Raw genomic sequence first — 22,349 nt, 5'->3', positions numbered from 1 at the left:
CGCTTCCGCGGGGTCCGGTGAAACTATCGTGCCGTTCAGCTGGCCTTGATTTCCACCTCGACGCGACGATGCGGTTCGAGGCATTCGATCAGTTTCTTGCGGCCGAGTTTGTCGTCGCACTTGACGCCGGGCACCGGCTGGGTCTTGCCGTATCCGATGACGTCGATCTTGTCCGCAGGCACGCCCTTGGTCACGAGGTAGTCCTTGACGGCTTTGGCACGGCGCTCGGAGAGAGCCTGGTTGTATTGCTGGGAGCCGAGACGGTCGGTATGGCCGGAGACGGTGACCAATTGCAGCGGACCGACTTCGCGCAGACGCGCGAGGACTTCACGGTCGATCGCGGCCTTGCCCTGCGGCGTCAGGACGGCCTTATTGAATCCGAACAGAGCCTTCGACGACAGGGTGATCTTCTTCGCGGTCGGAGCGGGAGCGGCCGGCGCGGCGGCGGCAGGGGCTGCCGGGGCCGGCGCGGGGGCTGCGGTCGGAGCGGCAGCGGCCGGTGCGCACTTGTCCTTTGCGACGATGTCGCTGTCGCACTCGCAGCCCACCGGGAGCTTGCCGGCCATGGCCGTGCCGGCAGCGGCCGGGGTCCAATAGCCGGTACGCCAGCACAGGCCGGCGCCGCTGCGCGCAACGACGTTGCGGCCATCGACGGCGTAGGGGATTTCACCCTTGCCGTCGACGATAACGTCCTTGATCTGGGCTTGGGCAGCGAAGCTGGCCGCGAACAGCGCTGCGCCGAGGGCGGCCGGGCGCAGGAGCGTCGTAAGGTTCATGAGTCCTCCACTGAAATTGCGATTCGATTTGTATTGCCCGATGGCTCGGGCGTTTGTTGGCGGCGCAATTTAAGCATAAGGGGCGCAACCCGCCAACGATGCGCAGCGGGTGCGCGGCTCCAGGCGTCGGGTCGTGGGGGCTGTATCAGGGGCGGTCGGACGTCGGCGCATGGTAAGATTCCAAGCTTTTGACCATGCGGCCATTGCCGCCGCCGCGAAATGACTCCGTTTGCCAAGGAAACACTGCCCATCAGTCTCGAAGACGAGATGCGGCACTCCTATCTGGACTACGCGATGAGCGTGATCGTCGGGCGTGCGCTGCCCGACGCTCGAGATGGTCTGAAGCCGGTGCATCGCCGCGTGTTATACGCGATGCACGAACTGTCGAACGACTGGAACAAGGCGTACAAGAAGTCGGCGCGTATTGTCGGCGACGTCATCGGTAAGTATCACCCGCACGGCGATTCCGCTGTATACGACACCATCGTCCGCATGGCGCAGGATTTTTCGCTGCGCTACATGCTGGTCGACGGGCAGGGGAACTTCGGCTCGGTCGACGGCGACAACGCCGCGGCGATGCGATACACCGAAATCCGCATGGCCCGCATCGGCCATGAACTGCTTGCCGACATCGAGAAGGAAACGGTCGACTTCGGGCCGAACTATGACGGTTCGGAAAAAGAGCCGCTGGTCCTGCCGGCACGCATCCCGAACCTGCTGATCAACGGTTCGTCCGGCATCGCCGTTGGCATGGCGACGAACATTCCGCCGCACAATCTCGGCGAGGTGCTTGATGCCTGCCTGAAGGTGCTTGAGGATCCGGAAGTCAGCATCGAAGAGCTGATCCGTATCGTGCAGGCGCCGGACTTCCCGACCGCCGGCCTGATCTACGGGCTGTCGGGTGTGCATGACGGCTATCGCACCGGTCGCGGGCGGGTCGTGATGCGCGCGCGGACCCATTTCGAGGATCTCGAAAAGGGCAACCGCCAGGCGATCATCGTCGATGAGCTGCCCTACCAGGTGAACAAGCGGACGCTGCTCGAACGCATCGCCGAGCTCGTCAATGAGAAGAAGATCGAAGGCATCAGCGAGATCCGCGACGAGTCGGACAAGTCCGGCATGCGCGTCGTGATCGAGCTGAAGCGCAATGAAGTGCCCGAGGTGGTGCTGAACAACTTGTTCAAGCAGACGCAGCTGCAGGACACGTTCGGCATGAACATGGTGGCGCTGGTCGACGGCAAGCCGCGCACGCTGAACCTCAAGCAGATGCTCGAGTGCTTCCTGTCGCACCGGCGCGAAGTCATCACGCGGCGCACCATCTTCGAACTGCGCAAGGCGCGCGAGCGTGGGCACATCCTCGAAGGTCTGGCGGTGGCGCTGTCGAACGTCGACGAGATCATCGCGCTGATCAAGGCGGCTCCGACGCCGTCGGACGCGAAGCGCGAGCTGATGGCGCGCGTCTGGCGCTCGACGCTGGTCGAGGAGATGCTCGCCCGGGCGATGGCGGGCAGCTACCGTCCGGAAGGGCTGGCCGAGGAGTTCGGCCTGTCGGCGAACGGCTACCGGCTGTCCGACGTTCAGGCACAAGCGATCCTGGAGCTGCGCCTGCAGCGCCTGACTGGTCTCGAACAGGACAAGATCGTCGCCGAGTACCGCGAGGTGATGGATGTCATCACCGACCTGCTGGACATCCTCGCACGGCCCGAGCGAATCACCGCGATCATCGTCGAGGAGCTCGGCGCGATCCGCATGCAGTTCGGCGATCCGCGTCGTTCGGAGATCGTGCTGAATACCGGCGAGATCAACATCGAGGATCTGATCGCGCCGGAAGACATGGTCGTCACGCTGTCTCACGGCGGCTACTTCAAGCGCCAGCCGCTGGCCGATTACCGCGCCCAGCGCCGCGGCGGCCGCGGCAAGCAGGCGACGGGCATGAAGGACGACGACTTCATCGACCGCCTCTTCGTCGCGAACACCCACGACTACATCCTGTGCTTCTCGAGTCGTGGACGCGTCTATTGGCTGAAAGTGTATGAAGTGCCGGAAGGGACGCGCAACTCGCGCGGCCGTCCGATCGTCAATCTCTTCCCGCTCGTCGAGGGCGAGAAGATCAACGCCGTGCTACCGGTGCAGGCCTTCGACGACGATCATTTCGTCTTCATGGCCACTGCCGAGGGGACGGTCAAGAAGACCTCGCTGACGGCGTTCGCCAATCCACGCAAGGCCGGCATCATCGCTGCGAGCCTCGATGACGGCGATCGCCTGATTGGCGTCGCGATCACCAACGGCGACAGCGACGTCATGCTGTTCTCCGATGCCGGCAAGGCGGTGCGCTTCCATGAGGGCGACGTGCGTCCGATGGGGCGTGAGGCGCGTGGCGTGCGCGGCATGACGCTCGAGGATGGCCAACGCGTGATCGCGATGCTGGTCTCGAAGAGCGAGGATCTGAGCGTGCTGACTGCGACCGAGAACGGCTATGGCAAGCGCACGCCGGTCGCGGAGTACACTCGACATGGTCGCGGCACGAAGGGGATGATCGCCATTCAGACTTCCGAGCGTAACGGCAAGCTCGTCGGCGCATGCCTCGTCGAGGAGAGCGACGAAGTGATGCTGATCTCGACCGGCGGTGTGCTGATCCGCACGAAGGTGCAGGACATCCGCGAGCTGGGCCGGGCGACGCAGGGCGTCACGCTGATCAACCTCGACGAAACCGATTCGCTTGCGAGCATCGAGAAGGTGGCCGAGTCCGAGCCCGAGGAGTCCGTCGGCGCGGCGGATGAGGCGATCGACGCCGATGTGACGGGCGAAGCGGATACGTCCGCAGCGGAATGATTTGGATTTGATGGAGGGCTTTCGCACATGACGCGCGTGTTCAATTTCAGTGCCGGTCCGGCTGCTCTGCCCGAGGCGGTGTTGCGCCAGGCTGCCGAGGAGATGCTCGATTGGCACGGTGCCGGCTGCGGCGTCATGGAAATGAGCCATCGCGGCAAGGAGTTCGGCGAAATCATCGGCCGGGCCGAAGCCGATTTGCGCGAACTCCTTGGGATCCCGTCGAACTATCGGGTGCTCTTTCTTCAGGGCGGGGCGACGCAGCAGTTTGCGCAGATTCCGATGAACCTGCTGGGCGGCGGTGTTGCCGACTACCTGGTGACCGGAAGCTGGTCCAAGAAGGCCTACAAGGAAGCTCAGCATCTGGCGGCGTCCGGTCTGGGTGGAAGCATCCGGCTCGCGGGCAGTGTCGAGGCGGAAGGCTTTACACGCCTGCTGCGTCAGGATGAACTGTCGCTCGACGACAATGCGGCGTATGTGCATCTGTGCACGAACGAGACGATCCATGGCGTTGAACTGGGCGACGAGGCCGCTCTGCCCGCGACGCGTGCGCCCCTGGTGGCGGATATGTCCTCGCACATCCTGTCGCGCTCGATCGATGTTAGCCGCTACGGCCTGATCTACGCGGGCGCGCAGAAGAACGTGGGGCCGTCGGGACTGGTGATCGTCATCGTGCGGGAGGATCTCATCGGTCACGCTCATCCCATGACGCCGGCGGTCATGGACTACAAGGTGATGGCCGACAACGGTTCGATGCTGAACACGCCGCCGACCTACGCGATCTATATTGCGGGCTTGGTCTTCCAGTGGCTGAAGGCGCAGGGCGGGCTCGCGGGGATCGAGGCGCAGAACATCGAAAAGGCCGATCTGCTCTATCGCTTCCTCGACGACAGCGACTTTTACGAGAATCGCGTGGCGGTGGCGAGCCGTTCGCGCATGAATATTCCCTTCCTGTTGCGCAGCGAGGCGCTGAACGATGCCTTCCTGGCCGAGGCGAAGGCGGCAGGTCTGACGCAACTCAAGGGACACAAGTCGGTCGGCGGCATGCGTGCGTCCATCTACAATGCGATGCCGATTGCCGGCGTGCGCGCTCTGGTCGAGTTCATGCAGGACTTCGCCAGGCGGCACGGCTGAATCTGGTTACGGGAAATGGGGCGAGCATGAGCGACGAACTGCTGAACCTGAGAAAGAAGATCGATCATCTGGACGAGGAGATCCTCGCTCGTCTCGCCGAACGGGCGCAGTGCGCCAAGCGTATCGGCGAGGTCAAGCGCGGGAACCTGTACCGCCCGGAGCGCGAGGCGCAGGTGTTGCGCCGTCTGGGTGAAGCGAACCCCGGTCCGTTGCCGGATGTGGCCGTGCAGCGCATCTTCCGCGAGATCATGTCGGCGTGTCTGGCGCTTGAACACCCGCTCAAGGTCGCGTATCTAGGGCCGGCCGGGACCTTCTCCGAGAGCGCGTCACGCAAGCATTTCGGCTCGGCGCCGACGCTGGTGCCGACCGCCGCGATCGACGATGTATTCCGCGAGGTCGAGGCGGGCAATGCCGACTATGGCGTCGTGCCGGTGGAGAATTCCACCGAGGGGGCCGTCGGCGGCACGCTGGATCTCTTGCTCGCAAACCCGCTGATGATCTGCGGCGAGGTCAAGCTGCGCATCCATCAGCACCTGCTGTCGAAGTCCGAAGGCATCGGGGCGGCAAAACGCCTGTACTCGCATGCCCAGTCGCTCGCGCAGTGCCACGAGTGGCTCAACCGCAATCTCGCTCATCTGTCGCGCGTACCGGTCGCGAGCAATGCCGAAGCGGCGCGCCTGGCCTCCGAGGATGCGGAATCGTGCGCGATTGCGGGCGAAGCGGCCGGCGAACTTTACGGCCTGAACGTGCTGGCCAAGAACATCGAGGACGATCCGAACAATACGACGCGCTTCCTGGTGATCGCCCGTCATGATGCGGGGCCGTCCGGCCGCGACAAGACTTCGTTGGTGTGTTCGGCACCCAACCGGCCGGGGGCGATGCACATGCTGCTCGAACCGTTGGCGCGGCATGGAGTCGATATGACCAAGCTGCAGTCGCGTCCGGCGCGCGGCGGGTTGTGGGAATACGTGTTCTATGTCGACATCGAGGGCCACCGCGAAGATCCAGAGGTCGCCGCTGCGCTCAAGGAACTCAACGACCGGGCAGCCTTTGTGAAGATCCTCGGGTCTTATCCCGTCGCCGTCATCTGAGTCGATGCCGGCCCGGGTGCCGGAAGGGTTGCGGGATTGTGGAATCGGCACAGGGCGCGCGGCGACGCTGCGCCGCGACAGCTGCTCGCCTGAATGGATGATGCTCTGAATGGCTGTAATCAAGAGACTGGTAGTGTGCGGCGTGGGGCTGATCGGCGGCTCGTTCGCGTTGGCGCTGCGGCGTGCGGGCTTGGTCGAACGCATTGTCGGAATCGGCCGTAGCGGAACCTCGCTCGCCCGTGCCGTCGAACTGGGCGTCATCGACGAATACTGCTCCGATTGGGCGAGTGCCGCCGATGGCGCAGATTTCGTTCTGCTGGCTCCGCCTGTCGGCCAGATGGAATCGGTGATGGCGGCAATGGCGCCTCATCTTGCGCCGGGCACTGTCGTCACCGACGCCGGCAGCACCAAGCGCGACGTGATCGAGGCGATCTATCGTCATCTTCCCAATCATCTGACCCATACGGTTCCTGCCCATCCGATCGCCGGTGCGGAGAAGAGCGGCGTCGATGCTGCGTTCGCGTCCTTGTACGAAAACCGCAAGGTCGTGATCACCCCGTTGCCCGAGAACGAGCCCGAGGCCATCCTGCGAGTGCGTGAAGCCTGGGCGGCCTGCGGTGCGATGATCAGCGAGATGCCGCCGCAGGATCACGACCGCGTGTTCGCCGCGGTCAGCCATCTGCCGCATTTGCTGGCGTTCGGACTGGTCCACGACCTGGCCGGACGGGCCAATGCCGAGCAGCTCTTCGGTTTCGCAGCCAGCGGATTCCGCGACTTCACGCGTATTGCCGGCAGCCACCCGGAAATGTGGCGCGACATCTGCATTGCAAACCGCCAGGCGCTGCTGGCCGAACTCGACCAGTACCTCGCGGAACTTGCATACCTGCGCGCGCTGCTGCTTGCTGGCGACGCTAGCCGCCTCGAGCAACTTTTTGCCGAGGCGCGCGCCGCGCGCAACGCTTGGGCCGAACAGTTCGCCAATTCCGCCAATTCAGTTTCCAGGTCGGAGTAAACATGGAATTTCTCGATCTCCCGCCGATGCTCGGGGCGAGCGGGCAGGTGCGCCTGCCGGGTTCGAAGAGCATCTCCAATCGCACCCTTCTGCTGGCTGCGCTCGCCGAAGGCGAAACCGACATTCGCGACCTCCTCGCGTCCGACGACGTCGAGCGGATGCTTGACGCCTTGCGCGCGCTCGGGGTTGCGTGGTCGCGCGATGGCGACACCGACAATTACCGCGTCACCGGCGTGGGCGGTCCGTTTCCGGTCAAGTCGGCCGACCTCTTCCTCGGCAATGCAGGGACGGCGTTCCGTCCCCTGACCGCCGCGCTCGCGCTCTCGGGTGGCGAATACCGTCTGTCGGGCGTACCGCGCATGCACGAGCGGCCGATCGGCGATCTCGTCGATGGGTTGCGCCAACTCGGTGCGGGCGTCGATTACCTGGCGAACGAAGGCTTCCCGCCGCTGCATATCCGCCCGGCGACGATCCGCTCGGGCGGCGTCGTGCGCGTACGAGGCGACGTATCGAGCCAGTTCCTGACGGCCTTGCTGATGGCGCTGCCGCTGACGGGCGTGGAGTCGACCGTCGAAGTGGTCGGGGAACTGATTTCGAAGCCCTACATCGCGATCACGCTCGACCTGATGGCGCGCTTCGGCGTCGAGGTTCGGCGCGAAGGCTGGGAGCGTTTCGTGGTTCCCGGCGGCGTACGTTATCGCAGTCCCGGCGTGATCTTTGTGGAAGGCGATGCCTCGTCGGCATCGTATTTCCTTGCGGCCGGAGCCATCGGCGGCGGGCCGGTGCGCGTCGAAGGGGTCGGCAGTACGAGTATTCAAGGCGACGTGCGCTTCGCCGAAGCCCTGGCGACGCTCGGTGCGCGCATCGAAATGGGTGACAACTGGATTGAGGCGCGCGCGCCCGAGAGCGGGCGGCTGAAGGCTTTCGATCTCGATCTGAACCACATTCCCGATGCGGCGATGACGCTCGCGGTCGCAGCCCTTTTCGCGGATGGGCCTTGCCGTCTGCGCAACATCGCGAGCTGGCGCGTCAAGGAGACCGACCGCATCGCCGCGATGGCGACCGAACTGCGCAAAGTGGGTGCCGTGGTCGAGGAGGGCGCCGATTATCTCGTCGTCACGCCGCCCGCGGTGCTCAGGGCGGCCGCGATCGACACCTACGACGATCATCGCATGGCGATGTGTTTCTCGCTCGTCGCGCTCGGCGGTTGCCGCGTGCGCATCAACGATCCGAAGTGCGTGAACAAGACCTTCCCGACCTATTTTGAGCGCTTCGCCGAGATCGCGCGGCCCGTGCCGGTCATCGCGATCGACGGGCCGTCGGCGTCGGGTAAGGGCTCGGTGGCCGCGCGTGTTGCCGAGGCGCTCGGCTACCAATGCCTCGACAGCGGCTCGCTGTATCGCATCGTCGCACTTGCCGCGATGCGTGCCGGGGTGTCGCTTGAGGACGATCAGGCGGTTGCCGAGATCGCCGCGTCGCTGCCGGCGTCGTTCGAGGGCGGGCGCGTTCTGCTCTCCGGCGACGATGTCAGCGACGAGATCCGGACCGAGGCATGCTCGTCCGGCGCTTCGCGCGTGGCCGCCTTGCCTGCCGTGAGGGCGGCGCTGCTGGACCGTCAGCGCGACTACCGCATCGCGCCCGGCCTTGTTGCGGAGGGGCGCGACATGGGCTCGGTGGTCTTCCCCGATGCGGCCACGAAGATCTTCCTGACGGCGACTGCCGAGGCGCGCGCGGAACGTCGCTATAAGCAGTTGATGGAAAAGGGAATGGCTGCTAACATGGAAAACCTCCTGAAGGATCTCCATGAGCGGGACGCGCGCGATGCCGCCCGGCCCGTGGCTCCCCTGCAGAAGTTGCCCGACGCCGAACTCCTCGATACCACCGAAATGGACCTCGAGCAGGCAGTCGGCTTCGTGCTCGGTCGGGTTCGTTCCTGAGCGGGCATTTCCGTAGTATCGGTTGGCTGCCGGCCGCTTGCGGTAGGTAGTCTGTTTGTTCAATCAACCGCTGTTCGCCGCTTTCGGGCGGTTTTGGGATTTCCACTTTTTATGACCACTGCCAACCCCGTTTCCGATTCCATGGAAAGTTTCGCCGCGCTGTTCGAAGAGAGCCTTGCTCGTCAGGAAATGCGTTCCGGCGAAGTGATCACCGCCGAGGTGGTCAGCATCGATCACAACTTCGTGGTCGTTAATGCCGGACTCAAGTCCGAGAGCTATGTCGCCATCGAAGAGTTCCGCGATGATCGCGGCGAACTCGAAGTCAAGGTCGGCGATTTCGTTCACGTCGCTATCGACGCCCTGGAAGACGGCTACGGCGAGACCCGCCTGTCGCGTGAGAAGGCCAAGCGCATTGCCGCTTGGAACGACCTCGAGAAGGCGCTCAACGAAGGCACGCTGGTCAAGGGCCTGATCTCGGGTCGCGTGAAGGGCGGCCTGACCGTCATGACCAACAGCATCCGCGCCTTCTTGCCGGGTTCGCTGGTCGACATGCGTCCGGTCAAGGACACCACGCCGTACGAAGGCAAGGAATTCGAATTCAAGGTCATCAAGCTCGACCGCAAGCGCAACAACGTCGTCGTTTCGCGTCGCGCCGTGCTCGAAGAGACCATGGGTGAAGAGCGCGAAAAGCTGCTTGCCAACCTGAAGGAAGGCACCGTCGTCAAGGGCGTCGTCAAGAACATCACCGACTACGGTGCGTTCGTCGACCTCGGCGGCATCGACGGCCTGCTGCACATCACCGACCTGGCCTGGCGTCGCGTGCGTCACCCGTCGGAAGTGCTGTCGGTCGGCGACGAAATCGAAGCCAAGGTTCTCAAGTTCGACCAGGAAAAGAACCGCGTCTCGCTGGGCCTCAAGCAGCTGGGCGAAGATCCGTGGGTCGGCATCGCTCGCCGCTACCCGCAGGGCACCCGCCTGTTCGGCAAGGTCACGAACATCACCGACTACGGCGCATTTGTCGAAGTCGAGCAGGGCATCGAAGGTCTGGTGCACGTGTCCGAAATGGACTGGACCAACAAGAACATTCACCCGACCAAGGTTGTCCAACTGGGCGACGAAGTCGAAGTCATGATCCTCGAAATCGACGAAGACCGTCGTCGTATCTCGCTGGGGATGAAGCAGTGCATGTCCAACCCGTGGGACGATTTCGCGATCAACCACAAGAAGGGTGACAAGGTCCGCGGTCAGATCAAGTCGATCACCGACTTTGGCGTGTTCATCGGCCTGGACGGCGGTATCGACGGTCTGGTGCACCTGTCCGACCTGTCGTGGAGCGACTCGGGCGAAGAGGCTGTGCGCCGCTTCAAGAAGGGCGACGAAGTCGAGGCCGTCGTGCTGGCGATCGATGTCGAGCGCGAGCGCATCTCGCTGGGCGTCAAGCAGCTCGAAGGCGACCCCTTCACCAACTTCATCGCCACGCACGAGAAGAATAGCCTCGTCCGCGGCACCGTGAAGTCGGTGGATGCCCGTGGCGCCGTGATCGCGCTGAACGAAGAAGTTGAAGGCTACCTGCGTGCTTCCGAAGCGGCTGCACACCGTGTCGACGACCTGACGACCGTCCTGAAGGAAGGTGATGAAGTCGAGCTGATGATCATCAACGTGGATCGCAAGACCCGTTCGATCAACCTCTCGATCCGCGCCAAGGATCAGGCCGAGCAGAGCGACGCGATGCAGAAGCTCGCCTCCGAGACCGCCGCCAGCGGCACCACCAACCTTGGTGCGCTGCTCAAGGCCAAGCTGAACGAGCAGAAGCACTAATTCAGTAGGCTGGTCATGACCAAATCGGAGCTGATTGCGAGGCTGGCGGCGCGGTTTCCGCAGCTGGTCGCAAAAGATGCCGATTACGCGGTCAAGATGGTGATCGATGCGATGTCCGACGCGCTCGCGCGCGGGGATCGCATCGAGATCCGCGGTTTTGGCAGTTTCGCGCTGAACTATCGTCCGCCTCGTGTCGGACGTAATCCGAAGTCCGGCGACAAGGTGCATGTGCCCGAAAAGTACGTGCCCCATTTCAAGGCAGGCAAGGAGTTGCGCGAGCGCGTCGATATCGCCGGTTGATTGCGCGACAATCGGGTCTGCACCGTAATCGAGTGGGAAGGCGGCGCGAGCCGCCTTCTTTTTTGTCATTCCCTCGGGGATAATGCCGTCCCATGCGCTTCGTAATGTGGATATTCCGGCTGCTGTTGTTCTTCATGCTCTTCGGCTTCGCCGTGAAGAACGACCACCTCGTCGTCTTGCAGTTCTTCTTCGGTAGTTCGTGGCAGTTGCCGCTGGTATTCGTGATACTGGCCGCATTTACCGCCGGCGCACTATTGGGCGTCACTGCGACCTTCGCGTCGCTGCTGCGCCAGCGGCGCGAGATCGGCAAGCTGCGCAAGCAACTGCAGCGCGCCGAACGCAAGCGGCCGGCCGAGGCCGGCGTGCCGACGACCACCGAAGTGCAGGCCCCCGAGACTTTCTGAATACGATGGAAATCGAGCTCTGGTGGTTTCTTGCGCTGCCGCTGTTTTTCGCCCTCGGCTGGCTCGCGGCGCGTATCGATATCCGGCAGGTGGTCCATGAATCGCGGGCTTTGCCGCGCTCCTACCTGTCCGGCCTGAATTTTCTGCTCAACGAACAGCAAGACAAGGCGATCGACGCCTTCATCGAAGCGGTGAAGATCGATCCGCAGACGATCGAGCTGCATTTCGCGCTCGGAAGCCTGTTCCGTCGACGCGGCGAGACGGACCGTGCGATCCGCATGCACCAGAATCTTGTCGATCGCGAGGATCTTTCCGAGGAGCAGCGCCTGCAGGCGCTTGCCGAACTCGGGCAGGATTACCTGAAGGCCGGTTTGCTGGACCGTGCCGAAGCGGTTTTCGACCGCCTGCGCTCGTCGCGTCTGAACGACATGGCGATGCGCTATCTGTTGGAGATCTACCAGCAGGAGAAGGATTGGGAGAAGGCCGTCGAGGCGGCGAAGGCCCTGCCGGATCACGAGAGCGTGATGTGGCGCAAGGAGGTCGCAAACTTTTATTGCGAATTGGCAGTTTCCGCGCTCGGCAGTTCCCGGCATGATGAAGCCCGCCGTCACCTGGACGAGGCCTTTGCAATCAACCGGCGTTGTATCCGCGCGAGCTTGGTGCTTGGCGACTTGTTGATGGCGGAGGGGCAGTACGCGGAAGCGATCGAAGTGTGGAAGCGGGTCGAGAGCCAAGATCCGGTTTATCTTGCGCTCGTCGCAGAACGGGTGATGGACGCCCATGCGCGGTTGGGCCGCATCGAGCAGGGGCAGACTCTGCTGCGCTCTTGGTTGGAGCGGCACCCGTCCCTGGATCTGCTCGACGAAGTCTTCCACTGGGAGCTCGAAAAGGAAGGTTCGCGGGCAGCCTACGAACTCGTGCGGGAGGAGTTGCGGCGCAACCCGACGCTGCTGGGGCTCGACAAGCTGCTCGAGGCGGCGCTGTTGAATGCGCCCGCCGAGCAGCGGAGTGACATCGAGCTGGTGAAACAGCTGATCCACGGTCACACGCGCCGCGTGGCACGCTACCGCTGCGCGGAGTGCGGCTTCAAGGCACGCCAGTTCCAGTGGCGCTGCCCCGCCTGCGGGGGGTGGGAGACCTACCCGCCACGCCGTACCGAGGAGTACGATCTCGCGCCATGAGCGTGGGCTGATCGTGTCCAAGTTTTCGACGGTTCGCGCAAGCGGGCCGTTTTTCATTGAGATTGAGGTCTAAACCATGAAAATCACTGTCGTCGGTACGGGATACGTCGGACTGGTCAGCGGTGCCTGCCTCGCGGATGTCGGCAACGACGTGTTGTGCCTGGATGTGGATCCGGCCAAGATTCGCACGCTCGAAGAAGGCGGGATCCCGATCCACGAGCCGGGTCTGCTCGAAGTCGTGCGGCGCAATGTGGCGGCCGGGCGCCTGAAGTTCACAACCGACATTGAGTACGCGGCGCGTTTCGGCACCATCCAGTTCATTGCCGTCGGTACGCCGCCGGACGAGGATGGCTCGGCTGACCTGCAGTACGTGCTCGCTGCGGCGCGCAACATCGGCCGCTACATGGACGACTACCGTGTCATCGTCGACAAGTCGACGGTTCCGGTGGGCACGGGCGATCGCGTGCGCGAGGCCGTGGCGGCCGAGTTGAAGGCACGCGGCGCGGACCTGCCCTTCAGCGTCGTCTCGAATCCGGAGTTCCTGAAGGAAGGCGCGGCCCTCGACGATTTCATGCGTCCCGATCGGATCGTCGTCGGTGCCGATGACGAACGCGCAATCGGCCTGATGCGCGAATTGTATTCGCCTTTCCAGCGCAATCACGAGAAGCTGCTTGCGATGGACGTGCGCAGCGCCGAGCTGACGAAGTACGCCGCCAACGCGATGCTCGCCACCCGCATCAGCTTCATGAACGAGTTGGCGAACCTGGCGGAGACCCTCGGTGCGGACATCGAGCTGGTGCGGCAGGGCATGGGCTCCGATCCGCGTATCGGCTGGCACTTCCTCTATGCCGGCTGCGGCTATGGCGGCTCGTGCTTCCCCAAGGACGTGAAGGCGCTGGTGCGCAGCGGCCGTGAGAACAAGCATGACCTGCTGATCCTGAATGCGGTCGAAGAGGCCAACGAGGCGCAGAAGCTGCGTCTGGTCGACAAGATCGTCGCGCGTTTCGGGGAGGATCTGAGCGGCATGCAGTTCGGCCTGTGGGGGCTGGCTTTCAAGCCCAATACCGACGACATGCGCGAGGCGCCGAGCCGCGTGATCCTGGCGGAGCTCTTCCGCCGCGGTGCGACGGTGTCGGCCTACGATCCGGTGGCGATGGCGGAAGCGCGCCGCATCTTCGGCGACGAGCCGCGGCTGCATTATGTCGAGCGGCCGATGGAGGTGCTCGACAAGGCCGACGCGCTCGTGATCGTGACCGAGTGGAAGGAGTTCCGCAGCCCCGACTTCGCGCGCATCCGCGAGACGCTGCGCCATCCGGTGATCTTCGACGGGCGCAATATGTATGACCCGGCCGCGATGAAGCGCGCGGGGATCGAGTATCACGGCATCGGCCGTCGTTGAGCTCCGGTCATAAGCTTATGCCCCCGATCGGATTCTCCGGCCGGGTGGCGGCGGCTTAACATCCGGGGGTTCAACCCTTGCAGACGACAGGCTGATGGAATTCAAGACGCTCGACGATTATGTGGGTCACACGCCGCTGGTGCGCCTCAAGCGCATCAATGCCGGCCGCAACAACGTGATCCTGGCGAAGCTCGAAGGCAACAACCCTGCGGGGTCCGTGAAGGATCGGCCCGCCCTTTCGATGATCCTGCGTGCCGAAGCGCGCGGCGACATCAAGCCGGGCGATACGCTGATCGAGGCGACGAGCGGCAATACCGGCATTGCGCTGGCGATGGCTGCTGCCATGCGCGGCTACCGGATGATCCTCGTGATGCCGGAGAACCAGAGCGTCGAACGGCGCCAGACGATGCGTGCCTTCGGCGCCGAACTGGTGCTCACCCCGCGCGAAGGCGGCATGGAGATGGCGCGCGATGTTGCGGAGCGCATGCGGGACGAAGGGAAGGGAATCATCCTCGACCAGTTCGCGAACCCGGACAACCCGCTCGCGCACTATGAAGGCACAGGTCCCGAGATCTGGGAACAGACCGGCGGACTGATCACGCATTTCGTCAGCAGCATGGGCACGACCGGAACGATCATGGGCTGCTCGCGCTTCCTGAAGGAAAAGAATCCGGCGGTCCGCATCGTCGGTTGCCAGCCCGAGGAAGGTTCGCAGATTCCGGGCATCCGCAAGTGGCCGGAGGAGTATCTGCCACGCATCTACGACAAGGCGCGTGTGGACGCACTCGAATACGTGAGCCAAGCCGACGCCGAGGAGATGACGCGGCGCCTCGCGCGCGAGGAGGGCATCTTCGCCGGAATCTCGTCGGGCGGTGCAATGCACGTCGCGCTGCGGCTGGCGGCGCAGCTGGAGAACGCGGTGATCGTGTCGGTCGTCTGCGATCGTGGCGACCGTTATCTTTCCACCGGCGTATTCCCCGGCTGACGGGTGTTTCACGGAGTTGCCGATGCCCGTTCTCGTCTTCGATATCGAAACCGTTCCGGACGTGGCCGGCATCCGCGTGCTGAACGACCTGCCGGACGAGCTCAGCGACTACGAAGTCGCGGAGTTCGCGTTTCAGCAGCGCCGCGCGGCGAACGGCACGGACTTTCTGCCACTGCATCTGCAGCGGGTGGTGACGATTTCGTGCGTGCTGCGCGATGCGAACCAGTTTCGCGTGTTCTCGCTGTCCGAGCCCGATTGTGGGGAGCGGGACATCATCCAGCGTTTCTTCGACGGTATCGAGCGCTATACGCCCCAGATCGTATCGTGGAACGGCGGCGGCTTCGATTTGCCGGTGCTGCATTACCGCGGGCTGAAGCACGGCGTTTCGGCGCCGCGTTATTGGGATCAGGGCGAGGGCGACTACAACGACTCGCGCGATTTCAAGTGGAACAGCTACATTGGCCGCTACCACAGCCGCCACCTGGACCTGATGGACCTGCTGGCGATGTATCAGCCGCGCGCGAACGCGCCGCTCGACGAACTCGCGAAACTGATGGGCTTTCCGGGCAAGCTCGGCATGGATGGCTCCGTGGTGTGGCCGGCGTTTCAGGAGGGGCGGATTGCTGAAATCCGCGACTACTGCGAGACCGATGTCGTGAACACCTATCTCGTGTATCTCGGGTTCCAGCGCATGCGCGGTCAGCTCGATGCGGTGGGCTACGCGGCGGAAGTCGCGGTGGTGCGCGATGCCTTGACGCGCATCGGCGCGAAGCACTGGGAGGAATTCCTCGCAGCGTGGCCTGCGGCCTGATTCGTCGCGACTTCGTTAGACGTGAAAACGGCCAGCGCGAGCTGGCCGTTTGCGTTGACCGGTGGGGGGCAGGCCGCCCCCTGTCGATCAATACACGTCGTGCTGGGTGTTGTACACGTTGAAGTGGCCGGTCGGAGTGATCAGTTTCGGATCCTTGATCACGGTCTTCAGTTGCAGCGTCTTGTCGTCGACGACGACGATCGCGGACTCCTTGTTCTTCGCGGACCACACCGAGAACCACACTTCGTCGCCGTTCTTGTTGTATTCCGGCTGAACGACCCGCTTCGCGCCGTCGTCCTTGAGGCCGGCCCAGTCGCCGATCGGCAGGACCTTGAACCCGGCTTGCAGGTTCTTGAGGTCATACACGGCGACCGACTGGCTGACCTTCGACTCCGGGTGCAGCGGGTTGTCGACGTAGAGGTGGTTCGACTTCGGATGGGTCTTGATGAACAGCGACCCGCCGCCCTGGCTCTTCAGGGTGTCGACCATCTTCCAGGCGTACTGCTTGTGCTTTTCCGGGTCGGTGCCGACCAGCGCGATCGAGTCGTCGCCGAGGTGGCCGGTTGCCCAGACCGGACCGTACTTCGGATGGACGAAGTTCGCGCCGCGGCCTGGGTGCGGGATCTTGCCGACGTCGATGAGGCCGGCGAGCTTGCCTTCCTTGGCGTCGATCGCGGCGACCTTGTTCGACTGGTTCGCCGCGACCAAGAAGTAGCGTTTCGAGAGGTCCCAGCCGCCGTCATGCAGGAAGCGCGCGGAGCCGATCTCGGTCATCTTCAGGTTCTTGATGTCGGAGTAATCGACCATCAGCGTCTTGCCGGTTTCCTTGACGTTGACGAGGAACTCGGGCCTGAAGTGGGAAGCGACGATGGAGGCGACGCGCGGTTCGGGGTGGTATTCCTGCGTGTCGACGGTCATGCCGCGGGTCGAGACAATCTTCAGCGGCTCGAGCGTATCGCCGTTCATGAGCACGAACTGCGGCGGCCAGTAGGCGCCAGCGATCGCGAGCTTGTCCTCGAAACCCTTGAACTTCGACGTGTCGACCGAGCGCGCTTCGAGGCCGATGCGGATCTCGGCGACGTTGTCCGGCTTCTCCATCCACAGGTCGACCATATTGACGCGCGCGTCACGCCCGATCACGAACAGGTAGCGGCCGGAGGCGGAAATGCGGGAGATATGCACCGCATAGCCGGTCTTGATGATGTTGATGATCTTCTTGGTGTCGCCGTCGATCAGCGCGATCTCGCCGCTGTCGCGCAGCGTGGTCGAGAAGATGTTCGCGATGTTGTAGTTGTTCATCTTCTTCGTCGGGCGCTGCTCCGGCGGAATGATGACCTTCCACGTCGACTTCATGTCCGCCATGTTGAACTCGGGCGGTTGCGGAGGCGTCTGCTGGACGTAGCGGGCCATCAGGTCGACTTCGTCGTCGCTCAATTCGCCGGAGGTGCCCCAGTTCGGCATGCCGGCGGGCGAGCCGTACTTGATGAACACCTTCAGGTATTCCGAGCCACGGGACAGGGTGATGTCCGGCGTCAGCGGCTTGCCGGTCGCGCCCTTGCGCAGCACGCCGTGGCAGCCGGCGCAGCGCTGGAAGTAGATGTTCCGCGCCTTGTCGAACTCGGCCTTGCTCATCTTGGGTGCGTCGGGGTTGCTGTCCTTATACAGATCGACATCCGCGAGGGGCGAACCGCCGGCCTGATATTTCGCTTCGGCTTCGTCCACGTGTTTTTTTGCGTCGTCGGCGAAGGCCTGCGAAATCGCCAACGGCAGGCTGGCAAGCAGCATCGCCCCGGACAGCCATTTCCCGTGCTTACTCATGGTTGAACTCCTTTCATGAAAAGTGTGCCGCGGACGCATTCCGCTGAATGCCAAGCGTGATCCTGATGAGGGTCGGAATCCTTAACCTTGATCAATTCATGGTTTTCCTCGCACCATTGATGCATACACAGACGGCATCAGCAAACGCATGTCGCTTCCGGCGCGGCGGCGGGCTGGGGACGGTAGAGAGATACGACGGAGCCGATCATGATGAGCGCCGGCGACCGGATGCGATCGCGCCGGACGGCGTCGGCCAGCTGGTCGAGGCGTTCGGCGAGGACGATTTGTTCTGGTGTCGTGCCGGCGTGGATCACTGCCGCCGGGGTGTCGCCGGGCAGGCCGTGAGCCACGAGTTCGCGGCAGATGATGTCCAGTGCACCGAGTCCCATGTAGATCACGACGGTCTGCTTGGCGCGGGCGAGGGCGGGCCAGTCGAGGTCGACGGTGCCATCCTTCAGGTGGCCGGTCGCGAAGACGACCGAGCGTGCATGCTCGCGGTGGGTGAGAGGGATCCCGGTACAGGCGGCAATGCCGCAGGCGGCGGTAATGCCGGGAACGACCTCGCAGGCGATACCGTGGGCGACAAGCGCCTCCATCTCCTCTCCGCCGCGGCCGAACATGAAGGGGTCGCCGCCCTTAAGGCGCACGACATCGTGGCCGCCGCTCGCCAGTTCGACCAACAGGTCGTTGATCTGGTCCTGCGGCAAGGCATGGTTGCCGGCCTCCTTGCCGGCGTAGATCATCCGGGCGGCCGGATTCACGAGCGCGACGACGTCGGCGCCGACCAGGTGGTCATAGACGACCACACGCGCCGTCGCAATCAGGCGCGCCGCTTTCATCGTCAGCAATTCCACATCGCCCGGGCCCGCGCCGACGAGGTAAACCTTCCCCGCAGGAGGGCGGGCGGTCGTTCGAGTGCTCATGGCTGGATCTCCGGTGATGCCGCAGGCATTGCTCCGCACGGCAAGGTTCGTCGGCAGGGATGAAGTTTTCCATCGCTACTTTATCCCTTCCTGCAGTGTGGGAAATTAACCGATATCAAGGAGCGCGGACGTATGCCGGCGGATACTGCACGGTGCGCCGACGGCTTGCTGACGGCATGACAGGGAATATGGGCCGAGGGTTCGTTCGGCGAGGGAGAGAACGTGTCGGATTGGGGATTACGCGCGACAGCGGCCTGTCTGGCACTGACGGCCTTGCAGGCGGGCGCGCAGTCGAATGCTCCCGATGGACACCGTCAGCGCGAGCTCGTGCATCTGGTGCGCCAGGACTGCGGGTCCTGCCACGGGCTGACATTGCAGGGAGGACTCGGCCCAGCGCTGACTCCGGCGGCGCTGCGCGAGCGGCCCCGCGAAGGGCTCGCTGCGACGATCGTCGGCGGCCGTCCCGGAACGCCGATGCCGCCGTTTCGCGGCATCGTCAGCGAGGGCGAGGCCGTGTGGATCGTCGAGCGACTGATCGAAGGTTTTCCGCCCGACTCGGGTTCGGTCGGACAATGAACAGGGTGAGGGAAGCAATGTTCCGCAAGCTAAAGACGGCCGTGCAGATCGCCTTGCCGGCCTTGCTGGTGGCGGCATGCTCGACCGCGCCTGCGCCCTCCGTTCGCGGCACCGGCGATCTTGGCGTCGTCATCGAGCGTGCGAGCGGTCAGATTCAGGTCGTCGAAACCTCGGGGCGCAGCCGCTTGGCGCAGGTGTCGGGTCTGGGCGACTTGTCGCACGCATCCGTGGTCTTCTCGCGCGATGGGCGCTACGCCTATGTGTTCGGCCGCGATGGCGGACTGACGAAGGTCGATCTGCTGACCGCGACGATCGCGCGCCGCGTGCTGCAGGCGGGCAATTCGATCGGCGGCGCGATCTCGCAGGACGGCCGCCTCGTCGTTGCGCAGAACTACGAACCCGGAGGCATCAAGGCTTTCGATGCGAAGACGCTGGAGCTCGTCGCCGACGTGCCGGCAAGCTACGGCGCGGATGGCAAGGCGTCGAAGGTCGTCGGCCTCGTCGACTTGCCGGGCAACCGTTTTGCCTATGCGCTCTTCGACGCCAACGAGATCCGCGTCACCGATCTGTCCGATCCCGCGCATCCGAAAACCGAGCGCTACCCGGCGGGCAAGCAGCCGTACGACGCGCTCGTGACGCCGGATGGGCGCTATTACATCGCCGGCCTCTTCGGCGAGGACGGGCTGTCGATGCTCGACCTGTGGCGGCCGGAGCAGGGCGTCCGCACGATCCTGCCGGGCTACGGCCGAGGCGAGCAGGCGTTGCCCGTCTACAAGATGCCGCACCTGCGCGGCTGGGCGGTTGCGGGCGGCCGTGCCTACCTGCCGGCGATCGGCCGCCACGAAGTGCTGGTCGTCGATCTCGCGACCTGGCAGGAAGTCGCCCGCATCCCGGTCAAGAGTCAGCCCGTGTTCGTGATGGCGCGTCCCGACGGGCGCGAGGTGTGGGTGAACTTCGCGTTCCCCGACAATGGCTGGATGCAAGTCATCGACACGCTGACGAACCGTCCGGTCGACACCTTCCAGCCCGGCCGCGCGATTCTGCATCTCGAATTCACGCCGCGCGGCGAGGCCGTATGGGTGTCGGCGCGCGACGACGACAAGGTGCTGATCTACGACACTCGTACACACCAGAAACTCGCCGAGTTGCCCGCGGCGAGCCCCAGCGGCATCTTCTTCACGAGCCGCGCCTTCCGCACCGGGTTCTAGGATGCCGTGCCATAGCACGCGGGTGATCGATCTGGCAGATCTGCAGGTTGCCGATGATGCGGCGGACAGCGGTACGTTTCGCCTGCTGAACGATTACCAGCGCGGCTTTCCGCTCGTCCCCGAACCCTTCGCGGCGATCGGCGAAGAATGCGGTCTCGGTGAAGGCGAGGTACTGGGAGCGTTGCAGGCATGGTGCGCATCGGGCGTCATCAGCCGGGTGGGGCCGGTCTTCGCGCCACGCCGTGTCGGCGCGAGTGCGCTCGCCGCATTGTCCGCGCCGAAGGGTTGGCTGCACGTCATCGCCGAGCGTGTCAGCGAATTCGCCGAGGTCAATCACAACTACCAACGCGAGCACGCCTTCGACTTGTGGTTCGTCGTTACGGCTGCGTCCGCCCAACGACTGCAGGAAGTCGTCGCGGCAATCGAATGCGACACCGGCTGTCAGGTCGTCGTGTTGCCGCTTGAGGAAGAGTTCCATATCGACCTGGGCTTCGATCTCGCCGGTACGCCGCGAGTGGCGTCTAGCGCGGTACCCGTGGTGCCGGTGCCGAACGAGGAGGCTGGCTGCGCACTTCCCGGCCTTGAACGCCGGTTGATGCACGCGCTGCAGGGCGGCCTGCCGCTCGTCGCTCGACCCTTCGAGGCGCTGGGGCGCACCGTCGAGCTCGGCGAAAGTATGACGATCGAACTGATCGAACGCTGGCTCTCCGACGGCATCGTCAAGCGTTTCGGTGTCATCGTCCGCCACCACGAATTAGGCTTTCGCGCGAACGCGATGTGCGTGTGGGATGTGCCGGACGAGGAGGTCGGTCGCATCGGCCGTCTCCTCGCCGCTGAGCCCGCAGTGACGCTCTGTTATCGCCGTCGGCGCGCGCTCCCGGACTGGCGCTACAACCTCTTTTGCATGATCCACGGCCGTACCCGCGAGGCGGTTCGGGCAACGCGCGACGAGCTCGCGAAGAGCCTGGACCTCGACCATTGGCCGCATGACGTGCTCTTCAGCACCCGCCGCTTCAAGCAGCAGGGCGCGTGCTATCTCAGGGAGGGCGATACATGAGCGAAATGACTTCACGCGGCTCGCACAGCCTCGACGATATCGACCGTGCCCTGATCAACGCGCTACAGGGCGATTTCCCGCTGGCCCGCCGCCCCTTCGCCGAAGTCGGTGCGCGTCTCGGCCTGGACGAGGGTGAGGTGCTCGCGCGGCTGCAACGCATGCTCGACGAGCGGGTGCTCACTCGCTTTGGCCCGATGTTCCAGATCGAACGCCTCGGCGGCGCCTTTTGTCTCGCTGCGATGCGCGTGCCGGAGGCGGACTTCGAACGCGTCGCGGCGAAGGTCAACGATTTCCCCGAAGTCGCGCACAACTACCGCCGCGAACACGCGCTCAACATGTGGTTCGTGCTCGCCACCGAGCGGCGCGAAGCCATCGCCGACTGCGCCGCATGCATCGAGACTGCAACCGGCCTTCCGGTCTTTTTGTTCCCGAAGGAACGCGAATACTTCGTCGAGATGAAGCTGAAAGCATGAACGACCTACCTGCCGACGACCTCGACCGCCGCATCATTGTCGCGACGCAAGCGGGCTTGCCGCTCGTCGTCGATCCCTGGGGCGCCGTCGCCGAACAGGTCGGCATCCCCGCCGACGAACTGTTCGCGAGAGTGCAAGGAATGCTGGACCGCGGACTCATCCGCCGTATCGGCGCGGTACCCAATCACTACGCCATCGGCTACACGGCCAACGGCATGACGGTCTGGGACGTCACGGACGAGGCCGTCGACGAGGTCGGCGAGTGGCTCGGCTCGCTCGACGCAGTCACGCACTGCTACCGCCGCCCGCGCCGCCTCCCCGAATGGTCCTACAACCTCTTCGCGATGCTGCACGGACATAGTCGCGACGCCGTCAGAGAACAACTCGACCATATCGCCGCCCAACTCGAAACTCGCTTCCCCGATGCCTGCCGCGCCCGCGACGTGCTGTTCTCGTCCTCCATCCTCAAAAAGACCGGTCTGAGAATCGGACCCACAGCATGAAGGGAGCAAACCCGCACGACGCAGCTCCCGCTCCGGGGTGTTTCATGCCGAGGCGTCCGCTCGCGCCAACGAGGCGTGGAACACCCCGGAGCGGGAGCGGGCAGTTTGACCCTC

The 22,349-nt window shown here is 64.1% G+C and carries 20 protein-coding genes; 17 read left to right on the top strand and 3 right to left on the bottom strand.

Annotated features, from left to right (window positions below; translation table 11 throughout):
- Positions 1 to 35 precede the first annotated feature (35 nt).
- The gene (locus AZKH_RS17640; RefSeq protein WP_015437148.1) at positions 36 to 776 is read right to left on the bottom strand and encodes an OmpA family protein; all 741 of its coding nucleotides are present in this window, start codon (positions 774 to 776) and stop codon (positions 36 to 38) included.
- 219 nt (positions 777 to 995) lie between these two features.
- Here AZKH_RS17640 and gyrA point away from each other — a divergent pair, with 219 nt between their 5' ends.
- From gyrA to AZKH_RS17580, 12 genes are all read left to right on the top strand, one after another.
- Positions 996 to 3,608 (top strand): DNA gyrase subunit A, encoded by a 2,613-nt coding sequence (gene gyrA, locus AZKH_RS17635; protein WP_015437147.1) that lies wholly within the window; start codon positions 996 to 998, stop codon positions 3,606 to 3,608.
- Between the two features lie 27 nt (positions 3,609 to 3,635).
- Positions 3,636 to 4,739, top strand: coding sequence for a 3-phosphoserine/phosphohydroxythreonine transaminase (gene serC, locus AZKH_RS17630; RefSeq protein WP_015437146.1), 1,104 nt, complete (start codon positions 3,636 to 3,638; stop codon positions 4,737 to 4,739).
- 26 nt (positions 4,740 to 4,765) lie between these two features.
- Positions 4,766 to 5,830 carry a prephenate dehydratase gene (gene pheA / locus AZKH_RS17625; RefSeq protein WP_015437145.1) on the top strand — a complete coding sequence of 355 codons (1,065 nt, stop codon included), beginning with the start codon at positions 4,766 to 4,768 and terminating at the stop codon, positions 5,828 to 5,830.
- 109 nt (positions 5,831 to 5,939) lie between these two features.
- Positions 5,940 to 6,842, top strand: coding sequence for a prephenate dehydrogenase/arogenate dehydrogenase family protein (locus AZKH_RS17620; RefSeq protein ID WP_041656344.1), 903 nt, complete (start codon positions 5,940 to 5,942; stop codon positions 6,840 to 6,842).
- A gap of 2 nt (positions 6,843 to 6,844) precedes the next feature.
- Complete coding sequence (locus tag AZKH_RS17615; protein WP_015437143.1) at positions 6,845 to 8,779, top strand: bifunctional 3-phosphoshikimate 1-carboxyvinyltransferase/cytidylate kinase; 1,935 nt, start codon at positions 6,845 to 6,847, stop codon at positions 8,777 to 8,779.
- A 141-nt stretch (positions 8,780 to 8,920) separates the two neighbouring features.
- Positions 8,921 to 10,597 carry a 30S ribosomal protein S1 gene (gene rpsA, locus AZKH_RS17610; protein ID WP_156822124.1) on the top strand — a complete coding sequence of 559 codons (1,677 nt, stop codon included), beginning with the start codon at positions 8,921 to 8,923 and terminating at the stop codon, positions 10,595 to 10,597.
- 15 nt (positions 10,598 to 10,612) lie between these two features.
- The gene (locus tag AZKH_RS17605) at positions 10,613 to 10,897 is read left to right on the top strand and encodes an integration host factor subunit beta (protein ID WP_015437141.1); all 285 of its coding nucleotides are present in this window, start codon (positions 10,613 to 10,615) and stop codon (positions 10,895 to 10,897) included.
- Between the two features lie 92 nt (positions 10,898 to 10,989).
- Entirely contained in the window at positions 10,990 to 11,301 is a 312-nt protein-coding gene (locus AZKH_RS17600; protein WP_015437140.1) for a lipopolysaccharide assembly LapA domain-containing protein, read from the top strand.
- Positions 11,302 to 11,306: 5 nt separating this feature from the next.
- Positions 11,307 to 12,482, top strand: a complete 1,176-nt coding sequence (gene lapB / locus AZKH_RS17595) for a lipopolysaccharide assembly protein LapB (protein ID WP_015437139.1) — start codon at positions 11,307 to 11,309, stop codon at positions 12,480 to 12,482.
- A gap of 76 nt (positions 12,483 to 12,558) precedes the next feature.
- Positions 12,559 to 13,881, top strand: a complete 1,323-nt coding sequence (locus tag AZKH_RS17590; protein ID WP_015437138.1) for a UDP-glucose/GDP-mannose dehydrogenase family protein — start codon at positions 12,559 to 12,561, stop codon at positions 13,879 to 13,881.
- 94 nt (positions 13,882 to 13,975) lie between these two features.
- Complete coding sequence (gene cysM, locus AZKH_RS17585) at positions 13,976 to 14,866, top strand: cysteine synthase CysM (RefSeq protein ID WP_015437137.1); 891 nt, start codon at positions 13,976 to 13,978, stop codon at positions 14,864 to 14,866.
- A 22-nt stretch (positions 14,867 to 14,888) separates the two neighbouring features.
- The gene (locus tag AZKH_RS17580; protein ID WP_015437136.1) at positions 14,889 to 15,677 is read left to right on the top strand and encodes a 3'-5' exonuclease; all 789 of its coding nucleotides are present in this window, start codon (positions 14,889 to 14,891) and stop codon (positions 15,675 to 15,677) included.
- A gap of 87 nt (positions 15,678 to 15,764) precedes the next feature.
- On the opposite strand, the gene AZKH_RS17575 is transcribed toward AZKH_RS17580, so the two are convergent.
- Both AZKH_RS17575 and cobA read right to left on the bottom strand, forming a co-directional pair.
- Positions 15,765 to 17,495 (bottom strand): nitrite reductase, encoded by a 1,731-nt coding sequence (locus tag AZKH_RS17575; RefSeq protein WP_015437135.1) that lies wholly within the window; start codon positions 17,493 to 17,495, stop codon positions 15,765 to 15,767.
- 137 nt (positions 17,496 to 17,632) lie between these two features.
- Entirely contained in the window at positions 17,633 to 18,418 is a 786-nt protein-coding gene (gene cobA / locus AZKH_RS17570; protein ID WP_015437134.1) for a uroporphyrinogen-III C-methyltransferase, read from the bottom strand.
- A gap of 222 nt (positions 18,419 to 18,640) precedes the next feature.
- Here cobA and AZKH_RS17565 point away from each other — a divergent pair, with 222 nt between their 5' ends.
- Genes AZKH_RS17565 through AZKH_RS17545 form a run of 5 tightly spaced genes read left to right on the top strand, consistent with a single transcriptional unit; the run spans position 18,641 to position 22,235 of the window.
- Complete coding sequence (locus tag AZKH_RS17565) at positions 18,641 to 18,994, top strand: cytochrome c (RefSeq protein ID WP_015437133.1); 354 nt, start codon at positions 18,641 to 18,643, stop codon at positions 18,992 to 18,994.
- 17 nt (positions 18,995 to 19,011) lie between these two features.
- On the top strand, positions 19,012 to 20,202 hold the full coding sequence (locus AZKH_RS17560) for a cytochrome D1 domain-containing protein (protein WP_041656341.1): 1,191 nt from the start codon (positions 19,012 to 19,014) through the stop codon (positions 20,200 to 20,202).
- Between the two features lies 1 nt (position 20,203).
- On the top strand, positions 20,204 to 21,259 hold the full coding sequence (locus tag AZKH_RS17555; protein WP_015437131.1) for an Lrp/AsnC family transcriptional regulator: 1,056 nt from the start codon (positions 20,204 to 20,206) through the stop codon (positions 21,257 to 21,259).
- Entirely contained in the window at positions 21,256 to 21,732 is a 477-nt protein-coding gene (locus AZKH_RS17550; protein ID WP_015437130.1) for an Lrp/AsnC family transcriptional regulator, read from the top strand. Before AZKH_RS17555 ends, AZKH_RS17550 begins: the two co-directional genes overlap by 4 nt.
- Complete coding sequence (locus AZKH_RS17545; RefSeq protein WP_015437129.1) at positions 21,729 to 22,235, top strand: Lrp/AsnC family transcriptional regulator; 507 nt, start codon at positions 21,729 to 21,731, stop codon at positions 22,233 to 22,235. The genes AZKH_RS17550 and AZKH_RS17545 overlap by 4 nt, the downstream gene beginning before the upstream one ends.
- Positions 22,236 to 22,349 lie beyond the last annotated feature (114 nt).

It is taken from the genome of Azoarcus sp. KH32C (assembly GCF_000349945.1).
Lineage (GTDB): Bacteria > Pseudomonadota > Gammaproteobacteria > Burkholderiales > Rhodocyclaceae > Aromatoleum.
Note: the sequence above shows the minus strand (reverse complement) of the source record. Positions and strands in the feature narration are given on the sequence as shown.